This is a genomic window from Martinezella sp. CNPSo 3964 (assembly GCF_057784375.1).
Map to the genome: position 1 here is coordinate 134124 of NZ_JBXSOW010000014.1, position 23641 is coordinate 157764.

Sequence of the window (23641 nt, forward strand, 5' to 3'; positions counted from 1 at the left end):
CACATCTATCGCGCGAGATACGATCTGTCCAGAGGTCAGGCTGGTTCGTAGCGGACATAGGCAAAAGCATCACCATCCGGTGACCAGTTCGGAACGTTGATTGATCCCTGCCCACCGAAGAGCTCGAACAGCGTGGTGATATTGCCGCCGTCCATATCCATCAACCGCATGCGGACATTCAGGTCGCGCGGATGATCGAAGACATCGGGATCGTAGGAAATCAGCACGACCTTGTCGTTGTCAGGCGACGGATGGGCGAACCAGTTGCCATAATTATCATGGGTCACCTGCTGCAGTCCGGTGCCATCGGGATGGATGCGCCAGATCTGCATGAGGCCGGTGCGGCTGGAGTTGAAATAGATCCATTGTCCATCGGCCGAGAAATCAGGCCCGTCATTGCGGCCTTCTCCATGCGTCAGGCGTGTCTCCTCGCCGCCATCGATCGAGATCGTGTAGATATCGAAAACGTCGTTGCGGATGCCGCAATAGGAGAAGCGCTTTCCGTCCGGCGACCAGCCATGCCAGTAGGAAGGTAGACTGGTCGTAACCTGCCTTGGTGTACCGCCCTCTGCCGGCAGAACGTAGATGCAGGCCTTGCCGTGCTCCGTCTTGTCGGAAATGGCAATCAGCGAGCCATCGGGCGAGATGCCGTGATCGTTGTTGCATCGGGTCGCAAAACCGGTGTCGACCTGAACAATCCCGGCGCCGCCATCCAAGGGTAAACGGTATAGCAGCCCGTCGCCGTTCAGCAGCAGATAGCGTCCGTCGGGCGAATAGTTCGGCGCCTCGACCAGTTCATTCGTCTGCCAGACGACGCGGTTCTCACCCGTGCGGATGTTATAAATCTCGACCGAGCTGCGCATTCGTCCTCTTCCTCTGTCGGACGCACGATCAGCGATCGCGGAACCGATTTGTGATCGGATAGCGACGGTCGCGACCGAAATTCTTCTTGGTGATCTTTACGCCAGGCGCCGACTGGCGACGCTTGTACTCTGCAAGATAGAGCAGATGCTCGATGCGATGTACGGTCGCGACATCATGGCCGCGGGCCACGATCTCCTCGACGGACATTTCCTTTTCCACCAGGCATTCGAGGATGTCGTCGAGCACTGGATAGGGCGGCAGTGAATCCTGGTCCGTCTGGTTCGGCCTGAGCTCCGCCGAAGGTGCCTTGTCGATGATATTGTGGGGGATCACCTCACCCGACGGGCCGAGCGCACCCGGCGGCACATGCAGGTTGCGCCAGCGTGACAACGCATAGACCTGCATCTTGTAGAGATCCTTGATCGGATTGAAGCCGCCGTTCATATCGCCGTAGAGCGTGGCATAGCCCACCGACATCTCCGACTTGTTGCCCGTCGTCACCACCATCGAGCCGAACTTGTTGGAGATCGCCATCAGGATCGTGCCGCGGGCACGGCTCTGCAGGTTTTCCTCGGTGATGCCGCTTTCGGTGCCTTCGAAGAGATCCGACAAGGCGGAGGCGAAGCCGGTGACGGGATCTTCGATCGGCACTATGTCGTAGCGGCAGCCGAGCGCCTTGGCGCAATCGGCCGCATCCTTCAGCGAATCCGGGGATGTATAGCGATAGGGCAGCATGACGGTGCGCACACGTTCTTCGCCCAGCGCATCGACGGCAATCGCCGCGCAGATCGCCGAGTCAATGCCGCCGGACAAGCCGAGCACGACCGACTTGAAGCCGTTCTTGTTGACGTAGTCGCGGAAACCCAGCAGGCAGGCACGGTAGTCCGCCTCCTCGCCTTCCGGAATATGCGCCATCGGCCCTTCGGAGCAGTGCCAAACGTCGCCGTTCTTCTTCCAGGTGGTAACCGCCAAGGCAGTTTCAAACTGGCTCATCTGGAACGCCAGCGTCTTGTCGGCGTTGAAGCCGAAGCTCGCGCCATCGAAAACCAGCTCGTCCTGACCGCCGAGCTGGGCGGCATAGATCATCGGCAGGCCGGTCTCGATGACCTGCTTCAGCACGACCTGATGGCGGACATCGACCTTGCCGCGATAATAGGGCGAACCATTCGGCGACAAGAGGATTTCAGCACCGCTCTCGGCAAGCGTTTCGCAAACGCCGAGTTCACCCCAGATGTCCTCGCAGATCGGGATACCCAGCCGCACGCCGCGGAAATTGACCGGACCTGGCATGGCGCCCTGATCAAAGACGCGCTTTTCGTCGAACTCGCCGTAATTCGGCAGATCCACCTTGTCGCGGACCGCGATGACCTTGCCGCCATCGAGCACCGCCACGGAATTGTAGCGCCCGGTCTCGTCCTGCCGGGGAAAACCGATGATGACGCCGGGGCCGCCATCGGCGGTATCGACGGCAAGGCTCTCGATCGCCTTCCAGCAGGCGTGAATGAAGGCCGGCTTCAGCACCAGATCTTCCGGCGGATAGCCGGAAATGAACAATTCCGTCAGCAAGACGATCTGCGCGCCTTCGCGCGCAGCCTCGGCGCGGGCTTCGCGCGCCTTGGCAAGGTTGCCTGAGACGTCGCCAACCGTCGGATTGAGCTGCGCAACGGCAATGCGGATGGTGTGGGTGATCTGGCTTTGCTCTGTCATGGCATACATTTAGCGATGGCACCTTTCTTCCGCAACCGCCTTCCTGTCCCCACACGCATCAAAGATCGCACCACGCGCATAAGCGGTATTTTTGCCCGGAAAAATACCAAGCGCTCCTTGCGGTTCATTCGCCGTTCATGACAGAAGCATGACAATTTTATGAACGACGTGCAGCATTCGGAGACATCATTGGTCGCATTGGTCATCGAGTCCGCCTTGGCGGGCAAGCTTGCCCTTTTCCAGAAGATCGGCGCGGCAAGGCAGAACTCCTCCAGCCTGCATCTACTCCTGAGCCTCGCGCTGACCCTGCTTCTCTCCCTGTCCATCGTCATGACGGTCGAATGGGTTGCGCGCGGCGAATTCGGCCCAGCCTGGACCTATCTCCTTTCGACATCCCGTCCCGGCGTCGCCACCATCGCCACTATCATGCTGGCGATGCTGACGCTGGATGCCCTGGTCGGTCGCGCACATCTGTCAGCTTTGATCGTCGCGCCGCTGCTGCTCGTCCCTGCCTTCATTTCCAGCCAGAAGCAAAATTTTCTCTCCGATCCGCTCTACCCCTCGGACTTTCTGTTCGCACGGCAAATCACGGAGCTGATGCCGGTCATGGTGAGTGATCGCCCCTGGACAGCCGCCGCACTCGCGATCGGCCTCATCGTCGGCCTGGCTACCTTGATTGTGGTCTGGCGCTATATCAGCTGCCGTAGCGCCGTGCTTTCGCGCAAGGAGCGCCTTGGCCGGTTTTCGCTCTGCGTGCCGCTAACAGCACTCTTCGCTTCGCAGATGGACCCGACCCAATATTCCTTTATCCGCGAGAAGCTCGGCATCATTCCGATCGTCTGGGATCAAACGGAAAACTACAACCATAACGGATTCGTCGTCGCCTTCGCGCTCAACCTGCCTATGGCGCACGTCAAATCGCCTGCCGGGTATGGCCCTGGCGTCATCGATGACATGCCGGCGAGAAATTACGGTTATCTTTCCGGTCCGCACCAAAAACCTGATGTCATCATGCTGATGAGTGAATCCCTCTGGGACCCTACGCGGCTTGCCAATGTCGCCTTCACGCCCGATCCGATGCCGACCATCCGCGCCAGACAATCGGGACATGTCTTTTCGCCGGAGTTCGGTGGCATGACCGCCAATGTCGAATTCGAGGCGCTGACGGGCTTTTCCAACGCCTTCCTGCCCTATGGCAGCATTCCCTATCAGCAATATGTGCGCCGCCCGATGCCGTCGCTTGCCACCTTCTTCCGCGGCGAAGGCTATACGGCGCGCGCGCTTCATCCCTTCAGCGGCTGGTTCTGGAACCGCAACGAGGTCTATCGCGCCTTCGGCTTCGAGGAGTTTCACACTCAGGAAACCCTGCCCGCCATGGACAAGCGCGGCATGTTCGCCGCCGACGATTCCCTCATGAAGGAGATCATGCGTGAAGGAGACGCCGCCGAGCGCCCCTTCTTCTTCTTTGCGGTTACCCTTCAGGGACACGGCCCCTATGAAGCCAACCGCTATGCTCAGAACACCGTCGATATCGGTGGAAATCTGAACGATGACGACCGCGCCGCACTCGCTACCTATGCGCAAGGGGTGCGCGAAGCCGATGACAGCCTGAAGATGTTGATGGACTGGGCCGAAAAGCGCGACCGCGAAACCATCATCGTCCTCTGGGGCGATCATCTGCCGCCGCTCGGTAACGTCTATCCGAACACCGGCTACATGCCGCAGCAGGTGGCGACCCGCAAAGCCCCGCTTGATGTGATGAAGCGGGAGCATGAAACGCCGCTCGTCGTCTGGTCGAGCAAGAAGGGTGTCCGCAAGGACATCGGCACCATCAGCCCGTCGCAGCTGCCGTATCACTTGCTGAAAACCGCCGGCTACGAACATCCGTTCTACACGGGCTTCCTTGGCCGCGTGCAGAAGAAGTACACCATCGTCGACCGCTATCAGCTTGCGACAAAGGACAATCAGGCCTTCCCAGATTGGGCGCGCAAGGAACAGGGCCTAGACCCGATGGTGCGCGACTATCGCTATCTGCAGCATGACATGATGTTTGGCCGCCAGTATGGGCTCGAGCGTTTCTTCCCGTCACACGCGGAGTTGGTTGACCTGGAGAATAGCTAGAACAGAAAGCACGATGGTGAACTAGCGCAGCCGTTTTGCAAGAAGAACATGCTCCGGATATGGGAGGCCGCGGCAAAGCGGCACACGCGGCGGCTCCATGCGCAATCGAGTTTGAAACCCTTCCCTCGTTGCATTTCTGCCCATTGGTCGAATAGTTGCATTCAATGCCACTAGGACCCTCGGAGCCCTCCCAATGCATAATCTTCCCAATTTCGTACATCTGCACTTCGACAAAACAGCCGATGAACTCGGCGACATCGAAAAGCGCGTTCTCAAGAAAGCGCATGAGCGGAAAATCATATCGACCGACGTCAACGCTGCTATTTCGGCGGAGTCCTCCACAGGGCAGCGGCTAGCGGACGGCATCGCCCGCGTCGGCGGCTCCTGGTCCTTCATCATCGCCTTCTTGCTGTTCCTGGTCTTCTGGTGCCTAGTCAACACGGTGGTTCTCGCCACGCAGGCCTTCGACCCCTATCCCTTCATCTTCCTGAACCTTGTTCTCTCCATGCTTGCCGCCATCCAGGCGCCAATCATCATGATGTCGCAGAACCGCCAGGCCGAACGCGATCGTTTCGAGGCCGCCAAGGACTATGAGGTCAATCTCAAGTCCGAGCTGGAAGTCCTGTCCCTGCACCAGAAGATCGATATGCAGGTGCTGACCGAGCTTGCAGTGGTGCGGGAAGAGCTCGCCAAGCTCAGCAAGCTCGTTACCGAAAAAGGCAGTATCTGAGGGTCAATCGGAGGGGCCGGCCGTCAGCAATCCCGGTCGCCCCTGCCGGTATTGCGGCAGTCCGTCGCTGATCTCATAATAGTCGCCCTTGTCGGCGCAATAGATGTGATAACCTATCTCAAGGCCGCTCGGCTGGTCGAACAAACCGGCCATGATTGATATTTCATCGGCGCTATCGGCCACCCAGAACAGCGCCGACCCACAGGTCTTGCAGAAGCCGCGGCGAGCGAATGTGCTGGCGCGATACCAGGTGATCGCTTCCTCTCCCTCGATGACGAGATTTTGGCTCGCAACATTGGTCGCCGCATAATAGAGCCCGGTCTGCTTGCGGCACTGCGAGCAATGGCAGGCCACAACCTCGCGCAGCTTGCCACGCGCCTTGAAACGTACGCTGCCGCAGAGGCAGGCTCCCGTGTGTTCGTCCGTCATCGTCACTCCCCTTTTTCAAGGAGCCTTCCCGAGAATGACAGTCGGGTCAATCTCAAAGAAATGAAGCGTTCTTTCAGTGCGATTGATCCGTGCAGCAAAAAACAAACGGGCCGACGGAAAGCCGGCCCGTTTCATCATTTCATATCCGTATCCATTCAGCCGTGAGCGCGCATGCGCTTCTCGTCGCGGCCACCCTTCATCCGCTCGGCGAGCAGGAAGGCAAGCTCGAGCGCCTGGTCGGCATTGAGGCGCGGGTCGCAATGGGTGTGGTAGCGATCCTGCAAGTCCTCGGCACCGACGGCGCGGGCACCGCCCGTGCATTCGGTCACATCCTTGCCGGTCATCTCGATATGGATGCCGCCCGGATGCGTGCCTTCGGCACGGTGGATCTGGAAGAAGCTTTCGACTTCCGACAGGATGCGCTCGAACGGACGCGTCTTGTAATTGTTGAGCGTGATCGTGTTGCCATGCATCGGATCGCAGGACCAGACGACCTTGCGGCCCTCGCGCTCGACGGCGCGGATGAGACGCGGCAGGTTGTCGGCAACCTTGTCGTGGCCGAAGCGGCAGATCAGCGTCAGGCGCCCGGCCTCGTTTTCCGGGTTCAGGATATCAATCAGGTTGATCAGATCGTCCGCCTGCAACGAAGGACCGCACTTCAGGCCGATCGGGTTCTTGATACCGCGGAAATATTCGACATGCGCATGGTCGGCCTGACGCGTGCGGTCGCCGATCCAGAGCATGTGGCCCGAGGTCGCGTACCAGTCGCCCGTGGTGGAATCGACGCGGGTGAAGGCTTCTTCATAGCCAAGCAGCAGCGCTTCGTGGCTGGTGAAGAAATCGGTTTCGCGCAGGCTGGCATTGCTCTCGGCGGTGATGCCGATCGCGCGCATGAAATCCATGGTCTCGCCGATGCGGTCGGCAAGCTTGCGGTAGCGCTCGCCCTGCGGGCTGTCCTTGACGAAGCCGAGCATCCACTTCTGCACGTTTTCCAGGTTGGCATAGCCACCCATGGCAAAGGCGCGCAACAGATTGAGCGTCGCAGCGGACTGGCGGTAAGCCATCAGCTGACGCTCGGGATTGGGAATGCGCGCATCTTCGGTGAACTCGATGCCGTTGATGATATCGCCGCGATAGCTCGGCAGCGAGATGCCATTCTGCGTTTCGATGTTCGAGGAGCGCGGCTTGGCGAACTGGCCAGCAATGCGGCCGACCTTGACGACCGGCAGCTGCGCGCCGAAGGTCAGCACGACCGCCATCTGCAGGAAGGCGCGGAAGAAGTCGCGGATCGTGTCGGCGCCATGCTCGGCGAAGCTCTCGGCGCAGTCGCCACCCTGCAGCAGGAAGCCGTTGCCTTCGGCGACGTTGGCGAGATGCGCCTTCAGGCGACGAGCCTCACCAGCAAAAACCAGCGGCGGATAGCTTGCCAGCTGTGCTTCGGTCTCTGCCAGCGCTGCCTTGTCCGGAAAATCCGGCACCTGCTGGATCGGTTTCTGCCGCCAACTGCTCGGGGTCCAATTCTGTGCCATCTCACTCACCTGCTTGCGCGCCCGATCTTGGCCGGGCGTCCCGTCTTCGTAAATAACGCGCGCTTATAAACCTTTGCCGCCCGCTTGCAAAGGCGGGCAACTACTGTGCTGATCTTTTATGCTGCAGCCGAAGTCTGCGCGAAAACGGGCGCGTTACACGCGCTCGCCGTTGCGAATGCGGTAGCTCGGCGAATACATCGTCACCAATTCTTCCGCCGCCGTCGGATGTACGGCCATAGTGCGGTCGAAATCGTCCTTGGTGCAGCCGGCCTTCAGCGTGATCCCGAGAATCTGGGCCATCTCACCGGCATCGTGGCCGAGAATATGTGCGCCAACCACCTTGCGGTCAGCAGCGTTGACGATCAGCTTCATGATCATCTTCTCGGTACGGCCCGAAAGCGTCGCCTTCATCGGCCGGAACTGGGCACGATAGACTTCAAGCTCCGGATAGCGCTTGGCTGCATCCTCCTCGGTCAGGCCGACCGTGCCGATCTCCGGCTGAGAGAAGACGGCCGTCGGAATGAGCTCGTGATCGGGCCGTGTCGGATTGTTCTTGTAAACGGTCTCGATGAAGCACATGGCCTCATGGATCGCGACCGGCGTCAGCTGTACCCGGTCGGTGACGTCGCCAAGAGCGTAGATATTCGGAACGGAGGTACGCGAATATTCATCCACGATGACAGCGCCCTGCTCGTTGATCGCGACGCCGGCCGCTTCCAGCCCGAGGCTTTCGGTATTCGGCGTGCGGCCGAGCGCCAGCATGACGGTATCGACTGTCAGGGACTTGTCATTCTTCGTCCGGACGCTGAACTTGCCCCCCACCTTCTCGACACTTTGAATGATGTCGTGGCAGAGAATGCGGATGCCCTTCTCCTCCATCGCCTCGTGCAGACCCTTGCGCAGGTCCTGGTCGAAGCGCGACAGGATCTCGGCACCGCGATAGATCAGCGTCGTCTCGACGCCGAGGCCATGGAAGATATTGGCGAATTCGACGGCGATATAGCCGCCGCCAGCAATCAGGATCGACTTCGGCAATTCCTTCAGATGGAAGGCTTCGTTCGAGGAGATGCAGAGCTCGTGACCCGGTAGTGCCGTGTGCAGGTTCGGCCGGCCGCCGGTCGCGATGACGATGGTCTCCGCCGTCACCGTCTGGCCGGTCTTTAGCAGCTTGATTGTATGGGCATCCACCAGCTCCGCGCGCGTGTCGAAGATGTCAGCCTTGGCGTTGTCGAGCCCCTTGCGATAGAGGCCCTCCAGTCGGGTGATTTCCTTGTCCTTCGCCTCGATCAGCTTCTTCCAGTCGAACGTGCTTTCGCCGACCGTCCAGCCGTAGCCGGCGGCATCCTCGAAATGCTCGCTAAATTGTGAGGCATAGACGAACAGCTTCTTCGGCACGCAGCCGCGAATGACGCAGGTGCCGCCATAGCGATATTCCTCGGCGATGCCGACCTTCTTGCCGAGCGATGCCGCCACACGCGCGCTGCGCACACCACCGGAACCGCCGCCAATCACGAAAAGGTCGAAATCAAACGAAGGCATGGGTGGCTCCTGTGGTCATGAACATGTGCGCAAAGCGCCATTGGGGGTTGGCACTCATATAGGGAGCCGCGCCGCAAAAAGAAAAGCCCGGAATCAATCCGGGCTTCGAATTTGTAACTGCCTGCCGCTCACGCCAAAAGACAAAATTTGCCTGCCGGAACGAGCACGGCAAAGACCCGTCGCTTACTGCTTCGGCGCAGTCTGAGCGGCAGCACCGGCATCCGGTGTGGTGACCGGCTGCTTGACGACCTTCTGCAGGGCATCGTTGCTCTGGTTTGCGAGGTCGCGTGAAATGCCCTGGCTCCAGATATCGGCGGCCTTATAAAGTTCGCGGGTGGCGAGCGGGCCGTCCTTGAGCAGCTTCTTGCCAGCCGGCGAACCGTAGAAATCGGCGATCGCCTTCAGTTCGTCAGCCGAGAAGGCCTTGGCATAGGTGATGGCAGCTTCGCGCTCGAGATCGGCGCGACGCGGGGCCAGCGCCAGGGCGGTGGCGTCGACGGTCGAGTTGATCGCATCGCCGAAATTCGGGTTTGCCTGGATCATCGTGCTCTTCAGCTGCTCGGCGAGGTTCGGCAGGATATTGTCGAACTGGTTGGTGATGCCGAGGGCGTTGATCGCGGCGCGCGCAGCCTTGATCTGATCCTCGGAAACTTCCTGAGCGTTGACGGAACCAAAGGCAATGCCAGAGAGAAGGATGGTTGCAGCGGCAAGACGGCCAAGACCCGCAAATTTGATCATGAGATGAGTGCTCCTATGTATTGTTCGCCTGCAACGTGCGCGCACCGGCAGGGCCGGCAATGATCGCTTGTGTCGCCATATGGATAAAGAGCCCGTGTTCGACAACGCCGGGAATCGAATAGAGCTCGCTCGACAGCGCCTCTGCATCAGGAATACGGCCGAAAGATGCGTCGACGATGAAATGCCCGCCATCGGTGACAAAGAGACTGTCGCCCGAGTGGCGCATGTTCAGAGCGCCTGAAAGCCCAAGTCGCGATGCGGCCTTCTCGATGAGGATGCGAGTGGAAACGAGGCCGAAAGGATTGACCTCGATCGGCAGCGGAAAGGCCCCGAGCGTCTCGACGACCTTGCTTTGATCCGCAATGACGATCATGCGGGCTGACGATGCCGCAACGATCTTCTCGCGCAACAGTGCACCGCCGCCGCCCTTGATCAGCGTCAGCGCGCCATCCAGCTCGTCGGCGCCATCGATGGTGAGATCAAGCTCGGGAAGTTCGTCGAGCGACTTCAGCGGCACACCGAGCTCGGTGCACAGCTTGGCCGTTCTCTCGGACGTGGGAACGCCCTGGATCGAGAGGCCTGCCGCGACCTTTTCGGCAAGCAGGCGAACGAACTCCTCCGCCGTGCTGCCGGTGCCGATCCCGAGCCGCATGCCGCTTTCGACATATGCCAGCGCGGCTCTCGCAGCCTCGATTTTCATCTGGCGGGCGTCCATGCGCCACCTGCTCCCATTGTTACGTTGGTCTGCTGTTTACACGGCTCTCCAGTCAAACGAAAGCCAAAATAACGGCGCGATATAGAAATCCCCGGCCCCTCTTCCCCAAGGCTTCAGGGTGCTTCGGTTGCAATTGCCCGCGCGATCTTTTAACTCCGGAAGACGCACTCTTTTCTATGCAAAGGCCGATTCCTCGTGAAATCTCCCCTTGTCGTATTCGATCTCGATGGCACGCTGCTTGATACGCATGCGGACCTGATCGTCAGCCTGAACCATACGATCGCCGCCCTCAAGCTTCCGCCCATCAGCTACGACGAGGTGACGCATCTCGTCGGCAACGGCGCGCAGGTGATGATCGAGCGAGCCTGCAAGCTGCATGGCTACACGCTGACATCCGAAGAATTGCCGGCTCTCCTCCAGCGCTTTATCACCCATTATTCCGAGACGATGCCGGGCGTCACACAGCCGTATCCTGGGCTTCTCGCCGCGCTCAATACGCTGAGAAGCCAAGGCTACAAGCTGGCGGTCTGCACCAACAAGATGGAATCGCTGGCGCGCACGCTGCTCGACCGACTGGAGCTGACCCATTACTTCGAGGCCATTACCGGCGGTGACACCTTCACCGTGCGCAAGCCGAATGCCGAGCACCTGATCGGCACCGTCGAACGCGCTGGTGGCGATATTACACGCACGATCATGATCGGCGACAGCATCAACGACATCCTCGTCGCCCGCAACGCTGGCGTGCCTTCTGTGGCCGTCCCATTCGGCTATTCCGATGTCGGTGTCGAAACGCTCGGCCCGAGCCGCATCATCTATCACTATGACGAGCTGACGCCGGAACTGGTCGAGGGGCTGCTCGCAGCCTGAGATCACCAAAATCTCTGTTGGTTCGAATGGTGGGGTTGTAGTGGGTCTTGCGCGATTCACGCGCTTCGGCCACAACTTATCGACGTCCTACTATTGGCATCGCGATCGCAAGAGAGAGGCGCTTCTTGCGCGCTGTCGCTGAGCTGGACGATGACTCGATAGTGGAGCCCCCCTTGCTCGCAGCAGACCCAGACGACCGCAATGCCGGTAGATTGCCAAACCGCCGAGGATGGTTTGCTCCAATCGTTCGGACACTCCTTATCTGCGCAGTGCTATGCGCGGGTATCTGGTTCTACCTCTATGGTGACCGTGTCGTCGGATATGTCGAGACAGCAACTTCTGCGGCAACCGATCCCGCGCTGATGGCTGTTTACCAGCATTTCGATATCACCCCCTTGCCGAACGTCGTTGCCGGCAGGGCGACGATGGCGGCCTATCTCGATATGCTGCGGCGCGAACCTTGCGACTGGAACGCCGTCTACAAATTTGCCGGGGAACTGCAGAACCAGGGTTATCGTCGCGAGGCGGCCAAGGTGTTCATCGCCTTTTCCAACAAATGCAAGCCCTCTAATGTCGCGCTAAGTGCCGCCACCAACATACTTGGAGATCTCAGCGATTTCGATGAAGCGTTAAAGACTGCCAATGACCTGATTGCGATGTCGCCGGCAATGCCCGACTTCTATTATCAGCGGGCTCTCATTCGTCAGAGCGCCAAGAAATATCGCGACGCTATTGATGACTACTATTCGGTCATCGGCCTGACCGACAACGTCGCCACGTTGAACAGCACCGTCTTTGAGGGAATCTCCACCAGTTACCGCGAGCTTGGAGAATATTGCGAGGCGATTGGGCCGCTTCAGCTTTGGGTTTCCACCAATCCCGATCGCAACGACACAGCGGTCGTGCGCGGGATCATTAAGCTCTATGAAACCATGGGAAAATGCGCTTCGACCTATGCCACCGGCAGCGATCGGTTTCCGACGCAGGGCAAGAACGTCATCCTCGCCAAGGTTTCTGTCAATGGCACGGAAGGCGTGTTCATCGTCGATACCGGCGCCAGCTTCGTAGCCGTGAGCAAGGCCTTTGCCGCACGAGCCAAGCTGCCGATCGACAGCAACAATGGCATATCCCTTCAGACGGCGAACGGCGTCTCCCAAGCCACGCATACCACGGCGGCCACCGTGAAGGTCGGACGTACCCAAGCCAGTGACATCACGGCCGTGGTTCTCGACGATAACGCCGCGCTGGGCAACGAAGTCGACGGGTTGCTTGGCCGTTCATTCCTTTCGCGCTTCGACGTTACATTCGGCAGCCGGGAGTGGCGGATCGAAGCTAAGGATTTAGCTGGATAGCCGACCGCGGGGCGGTCGTCTCATAATAGCAAGATAACAAAAGGGCGGCTGAAGGGCCGCCCTTTTTAATTCAGGGATCGAACCGAACTCAGATTTGAGCCGTACGCGCCTTCGAGGTCGCATCGAGCGCCTTTTGCGTGGCCGCATCGCGGTCATAGACGTCGTTGAAATACTGGATGACGCCGTCCTTGTTCGGCCATGCGGTGAAGTAGGCGATGTAGATCGGGAACTTCTGCGGCACCGAGACACCCTTGTTCTGGCCGGTCGCGATCTGCTTGGCGACGTCGTCGACCGTGGTGTTCAGCACGGCGGCAGCCATTGCGCGCGGATCGGCAAGACGGACGCAGCCGTGGCTGAGCGCGCGCATATCCTTCTTGAAGAAGCTCTTCTGCGGCGTGTCGTGCATGTAGATCGCATGCGAGTTCGGGAAGAGGATCTTCAGTTCGCCGAGTGCGTTGTCGCTGCTCGGCGGCTGGCGAACCGAAATGCTCTTCGTCGAGCCATACCAGTCGACGCTGGATGATGCGACGGCGCGGCCGCCGACTTCGACCTGGTAGCCCATGCGGTCGAGATAGTTCGGATCGGAACGCAGCTTCGGCAGCATCTCGTTGATGATGATCGACTGCGGAACGCCCCAGAACGGGTTGAATTCGACCGTCTGCACCTGGTTTTCGAAGAAGAAGGTCTGGTGCTGCTTGCTGCCGACGACGACGCGCATCGACAGCTGCTCCTGATTGTTATTGTAGTAATAGACCATGAAGGCCGGCTGATTGATGAAAACATAGCGCGGTCCGAGCTCGTCCGGCAGCCAGCGCAGCTGTTCCATGGCGATGACCAGCTTCTGGATCTTCACATCATTGTTCTCGCCGACCATGGCGCGAACGGAGGACGGGCCGATCACGCCGTCGGCCGTCAGGCCCTTCTCCCGCTGGAAGTCCTCGACCAGCGATACGAGTTCTGGCGTATAGCTCGGCGTACCAAGATAGGCTGAGAAAAGATCGGCGTGAGCTGCCTTCAGCGCATCCGAACCGCGATGTTCGATCGCCTTGACGATATTGGCCATTTCCGGCGAGCTGTCGCCCGGCTTCAGCGTACCGGTCAGCGAAATGGAAATGTGGCTGCCGTCCGTTCCGGACTCGGAACGCAGCTTGGCCAGTTCCGCCTTCAATTCCATGAATTGCGAATTGGATGGGCTGCGGCTGTTGATATAAGCGGCGACATCGGGGCTGGCGCGCAATACATCGAGCATTGCCGTCAGATTGACGTCCTTGCGCTTGAAGTCGTGATAGCCGGAGATCTTGTTCGGGTCGAGACGACCGCGAACCGTATCCTGAACGAACATCAATATCTTGCCCGACAGCGCGAGTTCGAACTGCATGAGTGCGCGATCGCGCATCACCGGGTCGGCATTCGCAGCATCGGCGCTCGGCAGCGTCACCGCATAATCGGCAGGATCGAGACCGACGGAACCGGCATCGGCAAGAACCGCCATGGCAGCCTTCGCCTTGTCGCTGACGGCATGATCGGCAACCCACAGAAGCGGCTTGCTCTGATCGGCGTAATAGGCTTCGATCGCCTTGGCGATATCGTTGGTGGCCATGACGCGCGCATCCGCCAGATAGCGGCGCTGAGAAACTTCGGTATCAACCGCAACCGGCGTCGGGGACGCATCGGCAACAGCGCCGGTCACCACTGGGTCGGCAAAATGCGCGGTCGAGACCAACCGCATCGCATCCGCCTTATAGGTATAGTATTTCGGCGCATCGACGGTGGGCAACGGCTGCTTTGCCCGCGGAGGCTGGTCGGCATTCAGCGTCTGCGCCGGATTGACAGGAACCGGAGCCGAAACCTGCGTGCTCTGCTGACGACCCTGACCGCCACGGATGAAATCCATGAGCGTCATAGCATTAGCGGAGGTTGCGCCAATCGAAGAAAGGCAGCAGGAAAGAGCCAGGACGGATGCTGTGGCTTTGGAGGCAAGTTTCATTCTCTAATCAGTCCCTGTATCGTGCGGTAACTTCGAGCTTGACGGTGCTGTCTTCAACTCGGCCGCGATGCCATCGACATCGTACACCCAACATAGTGAAAACGGCGAGACCCGCCTTTCGTTCAATGCCTCAACTTCATGTTACGAAGCAGGGGCGTCTTCCGCGCTCAGTCCACACCGAATTATGAAATTATTGGTTAATCTTTTATTGAAATTTCCGGGACTTTTTAAGCGCCGGAAAATGTGCCCCCATTAATATATGCGGGGCGTGTTAAAAAGAGCACGCCGCCTTAGCAGAAAACTTGAATAACAAAGTCACCAAATGGCGCTTTGATGTTTTCTTGGGTGCCGTTCGGGCCTATATGGGCTGCTATCTGTCTCAATGGAAAGCAGGACCAGGAAGATGACCTCCACCCGCACCGAAACCGATACCTTCGGCCCGATCGAAGTCGCCAGCGACCGCTATTGGGGCGCGCAGGCACAGCGATCGCTCGGCAATTTCAAGATCGGCTGGGAAAAGCAGCCGCTCTCGGTCGTCCGCGCCCTCGGCATCGTCAAACAGGCGGCCGCACGCGCCAATATGGAGCTCGGCCAACTGGATCCGGCTCTCGGCAAGACGATCGTCGAGGCGGCGCAGGAAGTCATCGATGGCAAGCTTAACGATCATTTCCCGCTTGTCGTCTGGCAGACCGGCTCGGGCACGCAATCGAACATGAATGCCAATGAGGTGATCTCCAACCGTGCAATCGAGATGCTCGGCGGCGCCATGGGCTCGAAGAAGCCCGTGCATCCGAACGACCACGTGAACATGAGCCAGTCGTCGAACGATACTTATCCGACGGCCATGCACATCGCCTGCGCCGAGCAGATCGTTCATCACTTGCTGCCGGCCTTGCAACATCTGCATGCCGCGCTGGAAAAGAAGGTGGCCGACTTCGCCCATATCATCAAGATCGGCCGCACCCACACGCAGGATGCGACACCGCTGACGCTTGGCCAGGAATTTTCCGGCTATGCCGCCCAGGTCGCCTCCTCGATCAAGCGCATCGAGCTGACCCTGCCGGGCCTTTGCGAACTCGCCCAGGGCGGCACAGCGGTCGGAACCGGGCTCAACGCGCCGATCGGCTTTGCCGAAAAGGTGGCAGACGAGATCGCCAAGATTACCGGCCTGCCCTTCGTCACGGCCCCGAACAAGTTCGAGGCGCTGGCCGCGCATGATTCCATGGTCTTCAGCCATGGCGCCATCAATGCGGCCGCAGCGGCACTCTTCAAGATCGCCAACGACATCCGCCTCCTCGGCTCCGGCCCGCGCTCCGGCCTCGGCGAACTGTCGTTGCCGGAAAACGAGCCAGGCTCCTCGATCATGCCGGGCAAGGTCAACCCGACCCAGTGCGAAGCGCTGACGCAGGTCTGCATTCAAGTCTTCGGCAACAATGCCGCCCTCACCTTTGCCGGCAGCCAGGGCCATTTCGAGCTCAACGTCTATAATCCGATGATGGCCTACAATTTCCTGCAGTCGGTGCAGTTGCTTGGCGACGCCGCCGTCTCCTTCATGGACAATTGCGTGGTCGGCATCGAAGCGCGCGAGGACAACATCAAGGCTGGTCTGGAGCGTTCGCTAATGCTGGTCACCGCACTGGCTCCGAAGATCGGCTACGACAATGCCGCCAAGATCGCCAAGACGGCGCACAAGAACGGTACGACCCTGAAGGAAGAGGCGCTGGCGAGCGGGCTGGTTTCGGCCGAAGATTATGATGCGATCGTTCGCCCGGAAACAATGATCGGGCCAAAGTAGTATCACCGGATGGAGACACTTCGCCCCAGCGATGGCTGGGGCGTCCTTACTGGAAATTCCTCTTTCTATTGACGAGACTCACTAGCGCACAGAACATAAAGCGAACGAATGGAGGCACTGATGCCGATAACGACGTCCGACTTTGTTGCGCATGTGCTGGAGAACGAGATCAACAGAGAATTGCTTGTTCGCCTTCCTCCCCTCAAATTACCGCAATGCGTCCTCACCGCCGGATGTCTGTTTCAAACACTATGGAATTATAGGAGCGGGCGTCCCCCGACCTGGGGTGTCAAAGACTACGATATCTTCTATTTCGACGATCGAGATTTGTCGTGGGAAGCCGAAGACGACGTCATTCAGACGGTAAAGCAGGCTCTCGGAAGTCTGTCGGATCGGATCGAGATTCGAAATCAGGCTCGCGTGCATCTTTGGTATCCGGAAAAATTCGGAAAGCCCTACCCGCCTCTCAAGCGCGTGGAAGAAGGCATTGATCGCTATCTGATTTCCTGTACTCGCGTCGGCATAAGAGTTGACGACGGAAGCGTGTATGCGCCGGATGGCTTCGATGACATGTGGAACGGCGTATTGCGCGTGAATCCTGCCAATGTGCAGCCTGATCTCTTCAAGCGAAAATGCGTTGATTTCCGGGCTAGATGGCCATGGCTATCTATAAGTGATTGAAGAGCGCTGCAAGTTGGATCAAGCGCAGACCTCCTCCTCGTCTGAATAGATCGAGTGACGCTCCGAACAACCAAGCCGCCAACAGCAATTGCTTTTGACGCAAGCCGGATTTAGATCGTTTCCAAACATCTTCCCCGCCCATACGGCTTGAAAGGTTCCCACATGGCTGACGATCTATTTCCCCTCGGCGACGACACGACCCCCTATCGCAAGATTTCCGGCGATTATGTTTCCGTCGACACGTTCAAGGGCCAGGATATTCTGACCGTCGATCCCGAAGGCATCCGCCTGCTGGCTGAAACCGCTTTTGCCGATATCAACCACCTACTGCGCCCCGGCCATCTGAGACAGCTCGCCTCGATCCTCGAAGACCCCGAGGCGACCGACAACGACCGCTTCGTCGCCTACGATCTGCTGAAGAATGCCAATATCGCCGCCGGCGGCGTGCTTCCCATGTGCCAGGACACCGGTACCGCCATAATCATGGCAAAGAAGGGCCGCCGCGTCTGGACCGAAGGCGGCGACAGCGGCGCGATGGCCAAGGGCGTGCTCGACGCCTATGAGAAGAAGAACCTGCGCTACTCGCAGCTCGCGCCAATCAAGATGTTCGAGGAAAAGAACACCAAGAACAATCTTCCGGCGCAGATCGACATCTATGAGGAAGGCACCGACGCCTATGAATTCCTCTTCGTCGCCAAGGGCGGCGGCTCGGCCAACAAGACCTTCCTGTATCAAGGCACGCCGTCGCTGCTGACCCATGACCGCATGCTGGATTTCCTGAAAGAGAAGATCCTGACGCTTGGCACGGCAGCCTGTCCTCCTTACCATCTCGCCATCGTCATCGGCGGTACCTCCGCCGAGATGAACCTGAAGACGGTCAAGCTCGCCTCCACACGATATCTCGACTGTCTTCCCACGGAAGGCTCCGAAAGCGGGCATGCCTTCCGGGATATCGAAATGGAAAAGGAAATCCACAAGCTCACGCAGAGCCTCGGCGTCGGCGCGCAGTTCGGCGGCAAGTATTTTTGCCATGACGTGCGCGTCATCCGCCTGCCCCGCCACGGCGCCTCGCTGCCGATCGGCCTCGGCGTTTCCTGTTCCGCCGACCGCCAGGCCAAGGGCAAGATCACCCGCGACGGCATTTTTCTCGAGCAGCTCGAGACCGATCCGTCGAAATACATGCCCGAAATCGACGAAGCCAAGCTTTCGGAATCGATGGTCCGCATTGATCTCAACCGGCCGATGGCCGATATCCTGGCGGAGCTGTCTACACATCCCGTCAAGACTCGTCTTTCCTTGACCGGCACCATCATCGTCGCGCGTGATCTGGCACATGCCAAGATCCGCGAGCGCCTGGAAAAGGGCGAAGGCATGCCGGACTATCTCAAAAACCATCCTGTCTATTATGCCGGTCCGGCCAAGACGCCGGCTGGCTACGCCTCCGGCTCCTTTGGCCCGACGACCGCAGGCCGCATGGATAGCTATGTCGACCAGTTCCAGTCCTTCGGCGGCTCCATGGTCATGCTCGCCAAGGGCAACCGCTCGCGTGCAGTGCGCGAAGCCTGCAAGAAATATGGCGGCTTCTATCTCGGCTCGATCGGTGGGCCGGCAGCACGCCTTGCTCAGGATTGCATCAAGAAGGTAGAGGTTCTCGAATATCCGGAACTCGGCATGGAAGCCGTCTGGAAGATCGAGGTCGAGGATTTTCCCGCCTTCATCGTCATTGACGACAAGGGCAACGATTTCTTCCAGGAACTCAATCTAGGATAGAAATCACCACTTGCGATCGAACATATCGAAAGGGGCGCATCGGCGCCCCTTCTGTAAAACCGTCCTTCAATTGTAATTATTTCCGAATAAAACCGTAATCACAGAGGATTTTTCACAATCACGCCCTTAATATTTTCTCAAAGAATCTTTGTATAGATAAAGAAGGGATTTAACCAATACATGTTACGGAGCTCACCGATGAGTACGGCGATTGCGCCCAAGGCGCAAATTCCCGACGTGGCAGGGCAGATTACATACGCCATGCGATCCATGGGTGTCGCACCTATTCCGCGCAATTACGAACTTTTCTACGAAGCCTATATCGGCTCCAATCTCGCTCTTACCCGTGAACTGGCAGCTCTTGGCAAGAGCGCCACCCAGGAAGAGCTGGACGAGATCGGCGCCAAATATTTTCCGCATCACGCAGGTCGCGTCTTCGATGATGCGCATGCTCGCCTGACCTCCGAGCTTGACGCGGTCCTGCGCGCGCTGCGCCAGGAGCAGACGACGCTCCTGAGCTACAATCGCCTGCTTGGCGAGACCTGCGAGAGCATAAGCTCCAGAAGCCATAACAGCGCCGAACTGCTGCGCGGCGCCATCGACATGCTCGCCGCAGCGACGGGCGACACCATGGCTCATGGTGAAAAGACGGTCGAGAACGTCGCCCAGCGCAGCCAGGAAATGGAGCTGGTCCGCAGGGAACTGGACGAATACAAGCGCATCGCCAACACCGATGCGCTGACCCGGCTTTCCAACCGCCGCGCCTTCGAGGACCGGTTGATCTCCATCTTCGACAATCATTTGACCCGCCCCACGACAGCGCTGGTACTCGCCGACATCGATCACTTCAAGCGGATCAACGACTCATTCGGCCATCCGGTCGGCGACAAGATCCTCGCGACCGTCGCCTCCATCATCCGCGCCAATGTGCGCCGCGATGTCTTCGTCGCCCGTATCGGCGGCGAGGAATTCGCTCTGATTCTCGAAGCCGCCAGCGTCGAAGACGTCACGACGGTCTGCGAAAGAATCCGCCGCACGCTGGAGATGACGCCTTTCACGAATTCCCGCACCAGGGTCGACTACGGTCCGATCACCCTTTCGCTTGGCATCTGCATGGCTTCGGAAGCAGCCGATTCGGGACAGCTGTACAACAAGGCCGATCTGGCGCTTTACTGCGCCAAGAATGCCGGCCGCAACTGCAGCAGCGTCTATCAGGAAGGCATGCAGAAGGATTTCACCAAAAGTTGGCTCATCTACAAGAATTAGAAGCCGAGCCAACCAACCGCCGGCGCTGCTTTCCCAAGCATGCCGGCGGCTTGTTTACCACAGCGTCTTGGCCGCCCGCGCCGGCGCCTCGCGATCATAAGTTTCCTGATCGAAATCGGCCTTTGCAGCCTTGAGCATCATGCCCGGGCTCGGCAGGCTTGTCGGATCGATGAACCGTTCCGCATTCCAAAGCTCGGCTCGCATCACCGCCCGCGCGCACTGGAAATACACTTCCTCGATCGTGATGACGACGACGCAGCGCGGATGCTTGCCATCCATCTCGAAACTGTCGAGCAAAGCCGGCTCGATCGAAACAACCGCACGGCCGTTGAGCCGCATCGTCGTATTCGATCCCGGGATGAGAAACATCAGCGCTACCCGCGGATCACGCACGATATTCGCGAGAGAATCGACGCGGTTGTTGCCGCGCCAATCCGGCAGATGCAGGGTCTTCTCATCCTCGACGCGGACGACGCCGCCCAAATCACCGCGCGGTGAGCAATCCAGCCCCTCCGGCCCGACCGTTGCCAATGCCATGAAGGGCGATGCTTCGATCATCCGGCGATAGAGCGGCGTCAGAACGCTCGTTACCTTGGTGATCGACGCCGCGCCGGCATCTCCATAGAGCCCCTTCAGTTCCTCGACTGAGGTAACGATACGCATGCTGCCTCGCGCCTCCTTGTGGCGATCTGCCCCAAAAGCCCGCGCGACGCAGATATTGCTATGACGAGCGACGCAGCGGGGTTCGGTAAAACGATAGCACCGTCCCGTCATGGTTTTCGAGCGGATTTTCCTCTTCGACATCTTCGGCAAGGAAACTCTGGATGGCGTCAAACACGGATGCGGCGCTGACGATACGCCGGTGCCCAAAGCCATTGGCCCAGAAGAGACGGACATGCGCGCCCTCGGCAGCATAGCCGCGCGCATGATCGGCGCCCACTTCCTTGTCGTCCTCGGCATGGATGACGAGAACCGGCCGGCTCGGATCGAGCCGGCCATGCTTCTGGTCATAGGAAGCAAGCGTCCTGCCCGTTATCCGGCGAACCTCGTCTTCCAGAGCCGCCTGCGTCGCCGGCCCAAGCCCCATCAGGCGGCCAAAATCCTTGAACAGCCAGCCCATGGCGCTCGGCGCGCCGATCAACACCAGTTTGCCCGGCCGAAGCGGCTCGATATCAGGCAGAAAGCCCGCAGAGGCCAGCGTCAAAGATGCCCCGCCAAAAGAATGCCCGATCGCGGCATCAAAGGCTCCGAAGCGGGCCGAGGCGGCGACGATGGCGGAAACTGCCAAGCGCACATTCAGGAATCGTCCGTCCGAACGGCCATGCCCGGGAAGATCGAGCGAGATCACTTCCGCCCCTCCGTCGGCAAGGAAAGCAGCAAGCTCGGACATGTATTCACTGCTGGAACCCCAGCCATGCACAACGAGATAGCGCTTGCGCGATCCTTTGGCTCCACCGTTGAAACGATAGGCCATGGCACGACCGCCCGGAAACGGCAGCATCACCCGCTCTGCCGCCAGAAGACGCTGCCTGCCCTCCATATACGCCGCCTTGGCCTTCGAGCCACGCGGCCGACGCGATGGCGTCAGACAGAAAAGCCGGAAGGCCGCCTTGCCGGCAAGCCGCGGAGACAGCCTTTCGAGGCCGGACAAACCCGACCGGGTGACCTTGAGCGCAAAGGATGGCATAGTGGGAATCCAATAATGTTCAACTATGAACAATAAAGTACAACGATGAACAAAAATCAATCCCTTCCCTGGGACCATCCGCGTTTTCGAAGCTGGATCGCCGTGGCGCGCGCCTGTCAGCTCATGCAGCAATCACTGGCGCGGGAATTGGCATATCTCGACATAAAGCCGCCGCACCTCGACATCCTGGTCAACCTGTTTCGTTTCGAAGCGATTTCCCAGCAGGAGCTTGCCCGCAAGCTGCTGGTCGGTCGCTCCAACATGAGCATGCTTCTGCCGCAGATGGAAAAGCGCGGACTGATCGAGCGCCGCGGGGACAAACAGGACAAGCGTGTGCTGCGACTCTATCTGACCGAAGAGGGTCGACGCGTCACGGAAGAGGCCATGACCATCCAGACCGCCCTCATCGACCGCATGCTCTCGGATGCGCCGATCGAAGAATGCGAGGCGATTACCGTGCATATGGAACGCGTCGTCAGCCTGCTGATGCAGGAAGAGCGTGAGCCGCTGGAGCCCGTCGGCGATCAGTGATCGCCGGTGGAGCGAGCCGGGGGAACCACCCGGCTCAGAGAGGCGAACTCCCAGATCGCAACGACGATCAGCACGGCCGTTGCGAGAATGCCGAGCTGGTAAACCACGACCATCGGCAAGGTGAGAAGCAGCAGCGCCAGCCCGACAAGCCCCACCATATGCGACAGCGGCGGTCGGCCTGTCGTCACACCCTTGAACCACAGGTTTCCGAGCAGGAAGACAAGGGGGCCGCCTAGAATGGCGGCGGCCGCGTGCATATCGGCAGGATCATGAGGATGCGCAAACAGGAATTCGTCGCCGACGACGCTCAGCATGATCCCGGCAAGAATGGCAATATGTGCGTAGGTGAACGCCAGCCGCGCCATGCTTCCGGGCACGTCGTCGTGCTCGATACGGTGCGCAGCCCTTTCGTGGCCGAACTGAAAATAGATCCACCAGAGCGCGACCGTGCCGACGAAGGCAGTGATGAACACCGTGACGATCAAGGGCGTGACCGGCTGTTCGGCAAAGACCTTGCCCGCCTGTAGAACGGCCTCGCCGAGGCAGATGATGATGAAAAGGGCACAACGTTCGGCCAGGTGGGCGCCGGAGACATCCCAGTCGGCGGTTGTGGATTGACCGAGACCGGGAACCCGAAACCCGAGCGCGGGAGCCGAATATTCGATGACGAGCGCTATCAGCCAGAATACGAGCCGCGTCTCACCTTCCATCAGCGCACCGGCAATCCAGAATATGCCCGAGAATATGAACCAGCTGCTGATGCGCAGGAAATTGCGATAGTTGGACCGGCTGGCGTTTCTGAGGGCATAGACCGTGAAGAGCGAGCGCCCGACCTGCATGAAGACGTAGGCACCGGCAAAGAAGATAGCCTTCTCGCCAAATGCTTCGGGGATCGCAGCCGAGAGAATGAGACCCGCAAACATCAACGTGAACAGCATGATGCGCACCGGCATGCGATCGGGATCGAGCCAGTTCGTAACCCATGCCGTGCAGACCCAGACCCACCATACCGCAAAGATCAGCATGATCGCTTCCAGCGCGCCCAGCACGGTAAAATGCTCTGCCAGCGTATGTGCAAGCTGCGAAATCGAGAAAACGAAAACCAGATCGAAAAACAGCTCGACGAAGGAGACCTTGCTCTCGTTCTTGCTGCCCTTGGCGCGAAGCCAATTTTCCCTACCCCCAAGGATCATGCTGCGCCCCCGTTGCCGTTGCTGAAGATTGTACCAGAGCGTGATGCCGAAAAGTGTACGCGGTTTTCGGACGACATCACGCTCTACTTCTTTGATGCTAGAGCGGATTCAGATTTTAGGTCGAACAGACCTAAAAT

The 23641-nt window shown here is 59.2% G+C and carries 20 protein-coding genes; 9 read left to right on the forward strand and 11 right to left on the reverse strand.

Features of this window, described 5'->3' with window-relative positions; all coding sequences use genetic code 11:
• Positions 1 to 35: 35 nt before the first annotated feature.
• Both AC13Q5_RS30850 and AC13Q5_RS30855 read right to left on the reverse strand, forming a co-directional pair.
• The gene (locus tag AC13Q5_RS30850) at positions 36 to 863 is read right to left on the reverse strand and encodes a TolB family protein (RefSeq protein ID WP_075850694.1); all 828 of its coding nucleotides are present in this window, start codon (positions 861 to 863) and stop codon (positions 36 to 38) included.
• A 28-nt stretch (positions 864 to 891) separates the two neighbouring features.
• The gene (locus AC13Q5_RS30855) at positions 892 to 2571 is read right to left on the reverse strand and encodes an NAD+ synthase (protein ID WP_457877781.1); all 1680 of its coding nucleotides are present in this window, start codon (positions 2569 to 2571) and stop codon (positions 892 to 894) included.
• A gap of 159 nt (positions 2572 to 2730) precedes the next feature.
• On the opposite strand from AC13Q5_RS30855, the gene AC13Q5_RS30860 reads away from it, so the two are divergent.
• Together AC13Q5_RS30860 and AC13Q5_RS30865 are read left to right on the forward strand one after the other, a co-directional pair.
• The gene (locus AC13Q5_RS30860; RefSeq protein ID WP_488504249.1) at positions 2731 to 4692 is read left to right on the forward strand and encodes an LTA synthase family protein; all 1962 of its coding nucleotides are present in this window, start codon (positions 2731 to 2733) and stop codon (positions 4690 to 4692) included.
• Between the two features lie 193 nt (positions 4693 to 4885).
• Positions 4886 to 5422, forward strand: coding sequence for a DUF1003 domain-containing protein (locus AC13Q5_RS30865; protein ID WP_488504250.1), 537 nt, complete (start codon positions 4886 to 4888; stop codon positions 5420 to 5422).
• A 3-nt stretch (positions 5423 to 5425) separates the two neighbouring features.
• On the opposite strand, the gene AC13Q5_RS30870 is transcribed toward AC13Q5_RS30865, so the two are convergent.
• The 5 genes from AC13Q5_RS30870 to rpiA all read right to left on the reverse strand — a co-directional run bounded on the left by AC13Q5_RS30870 (position 5426) and on the right by rpiA (position 10372).
• Positions 5426 to 5851 carry a GFA family protein gene (locus tag AC13Q5_RS30870; RefSeq protein WP_075850699.1) on the reverse strand — a complete coding sequence of 142 codons (426 nt, stop codon included), beginning with the start codon at positions 5849 to 5851 and terminating at the stop codon, positions 5426 to 5428.
• 155 nt (positions 5852 to 6006) lie between these two features.
• Positions 6007 to 7380, reverse strand: coding sequence for a class II 3-deoxy-7-phosphoheptulonate synthase (locus AC13Q5_RS30875; protein WP_488504251.1), 1374 nt, complete (start codon positions 7378 to 7380; stop codon positions 6007 to 6009).
• 153 nt (positions 7381 to 7533) lie between these two features.
• Positions 7534 to 8919 (reverse strand): glutathione-disulfide reductase, encoded by a 1386-nt coding sequence (gor, locus tag AC13Q5_RS30880; protein ID WP_488504252.1) that lies wholly within the window; start codon positions 8917 to 8919, stop codon positions 7534 to 7536.
• 183 nt (positions 8920 to 9102) lie between these two features.
• Positions 9103 to 9657, reverse strand: a complete 555-nt coding sequence (locus tag AC13Q5_RS30885; RefSeq protein WP_075850702.1) for a DUF2059 domain-containing protein — start codon at positions 9655 to 9657, stop codon at positions 9103 to 9105.
• A 13-nt stretch (positions 9658 to 9670) separates the two neighbouring features.
• A complete protein-coding gene (rpiA, locus tag AC13Q5_RS30890) occupies positions 9671 to 10372 on the reverse strand; it encodes a ribose-5-phosphate isomerase RpiA (protein WP_075850703.1) in 702 nt (233 codons plus the stop codon).
• A gap of 195 nt (positions 10373 to 10567) precedes the next feature.
• On the opposite strand from rpiA, the gene AC13Q5_RS30895 reads away from it, so the two are divergent.
• Complete coding sequence (locus AC13Q5_RS30895; protein WP_488504253.1) at positions 10568 to 11242, forward strand: HAD family hydrolase; 675 nt, start codon at positions 10568 to 10570, stop codon at positions 11240 to 11242.
• 173 nt (positions 11243 to 11415) lie between these two features.
• Positions 11416 to 12594, forward strand: coding sequence for a TIGR02281 family clan AA aspartic protease (locus AC13Q5_RS30900; protein ID WP_488504254.1), 1179 nt, complete (start codon positions 11416 to 11418; stop codon positions 12592 to 12594).
• A gap of 88 nt (positions 12595 to 12682) precedes the next feature.
• Here AC13Q5_RS30900 and AC13Q5_RS30905 read toward each other — a convergent pair whose 3' ends face one another.
• Entirely contained in the window at positions 12683 to 14581 is a 1899-nt protein-coding gene (locus AC13Q5_RS30905) for a L,D-transpeptidase family protein (RefSeq protein ID WP_488504255.1), read from the reverse strand.
• A gap of 403 nt (positions 14582 to 14984) precedes the next feature.
• Between AC13Q5_RS30905 and fumC the strand changes: the two genes are divergently transcribed.
• From fumC to AC13Q5_RS30925, 4 genes are all read left to right on the forward strand, one after another.
• On the forward strand, positions 14985 to 16376 hold the full coding sequence (fumC, locus tag AC13Q5_RS30910) for a class II fumarate hydratase (RefSeq protein ID WP_488504256.1): 1392 nt from the start codon (positions 14985 to 14987) through the stop codon (positions 16374 to 16376).
• Positions 16377 to 16496: 120 nt separating this feature from the next.
• Complete coding sequence (locus AC13Q5_RS30915) at positions 16497 to 17057, forward strand: nucleotidyltransferase family protein (RefSeq protein ID WP_488504257.1); 561 nt, start codon at positions 16497 to 16499, stop codon at positions 17055 to 17057.
• 162 nt (positions 17058 to 17219) lie between these two features.
• On the forward strand, positions 17220 to 18827 hold the full coding sequence (locus AC13Q5_RS30920) for a fumarate hydratase (RefSeq protein WP_075850708.1): 1608 nt from the start codon (positions 17220 to 17222) through the stop codon (positions 18825 to 18827).
• 198 nt (positions 18828 to 19025) lie between these two features.
• The gene (locus tag AC13Q5_RS30925) at positions 19026 to 20093 is read left to right on the forward strand and encodes a GGDEF domain-containing protein (protein WP_488504258.1); all 1068 of its coding nucleotides are present in this window, start codon (positions 19026 to 19028) and stop codon (positions 20091 to 20093) included.
• 54 nt (positions 20094 to 20147) lie between these two features.
• Here AC13Q5_RS30925 and AC13Q5_RS30930 read toward each other — a convergent pair whose 3' ends face one another.
• Both AC13Q5_RS30930 and AC13Q5_RS30935 read right to left on the reverse strand, forming a co-directional pair.
• A complete protein-coding gene (locus AC13Q5_RS30930; protein WP_488504259.1) occupies positions 20148 to 20756 on the reverse strand; it encodes a pyridoxamine 5'-phosphate oxidase family protein in 609 nt (202 codons plus the stop codon).
• Positions 20757 to 20814: 58 nt separating this feature from the next.
• Positions 20815 to 21780 (reverse strand): alpha/beta hydrolase, encoded by a 966-nt coding sequence (locus tag AC13Q5_RS30935; RefSeq protein ID WP_488504260.1) that lies wholly within the window; start codon positions 21778 to 21780, stop codon positions 20815 to 20817.
• A 45-nt stretch (positions 21781 to 21825) separates the two neighbouring features.
• On the opposite strand from AC13Q5_RS30935, the gene AC13Q5_RS30940 reads away from it, so the two are divergent.
• A complete protein-coding gene (locus tag AC13Q5_RS30940; protein WP_488504261.1) occupies positions 21826 to 22311 on the forward strand; it encodes a MarR family winged helix-turn-helix transcriptional regulator in 486 nt (161 codons plus the stop codon).
• Here AC13Q5_RS30940 and AC13Q5_RS30945 read toward each other — a convergent pair.
• Positions 22305 to 23504, reverse strand: coding sequence for a low temperature requirement protein A (locus tag AC13Q5_RS30945; protein WP_488504262.1), 1200 nt, complete (start codon positions 23502 to 23504; stop codon positions 22305 to 22307). The genes AC13Q5_RS30940 and AC13Q5_RS30945 overlap by 7 nt on opposite strands.
• Positions 23505 to 23641 lie beyond the last annotated feature (137 nt).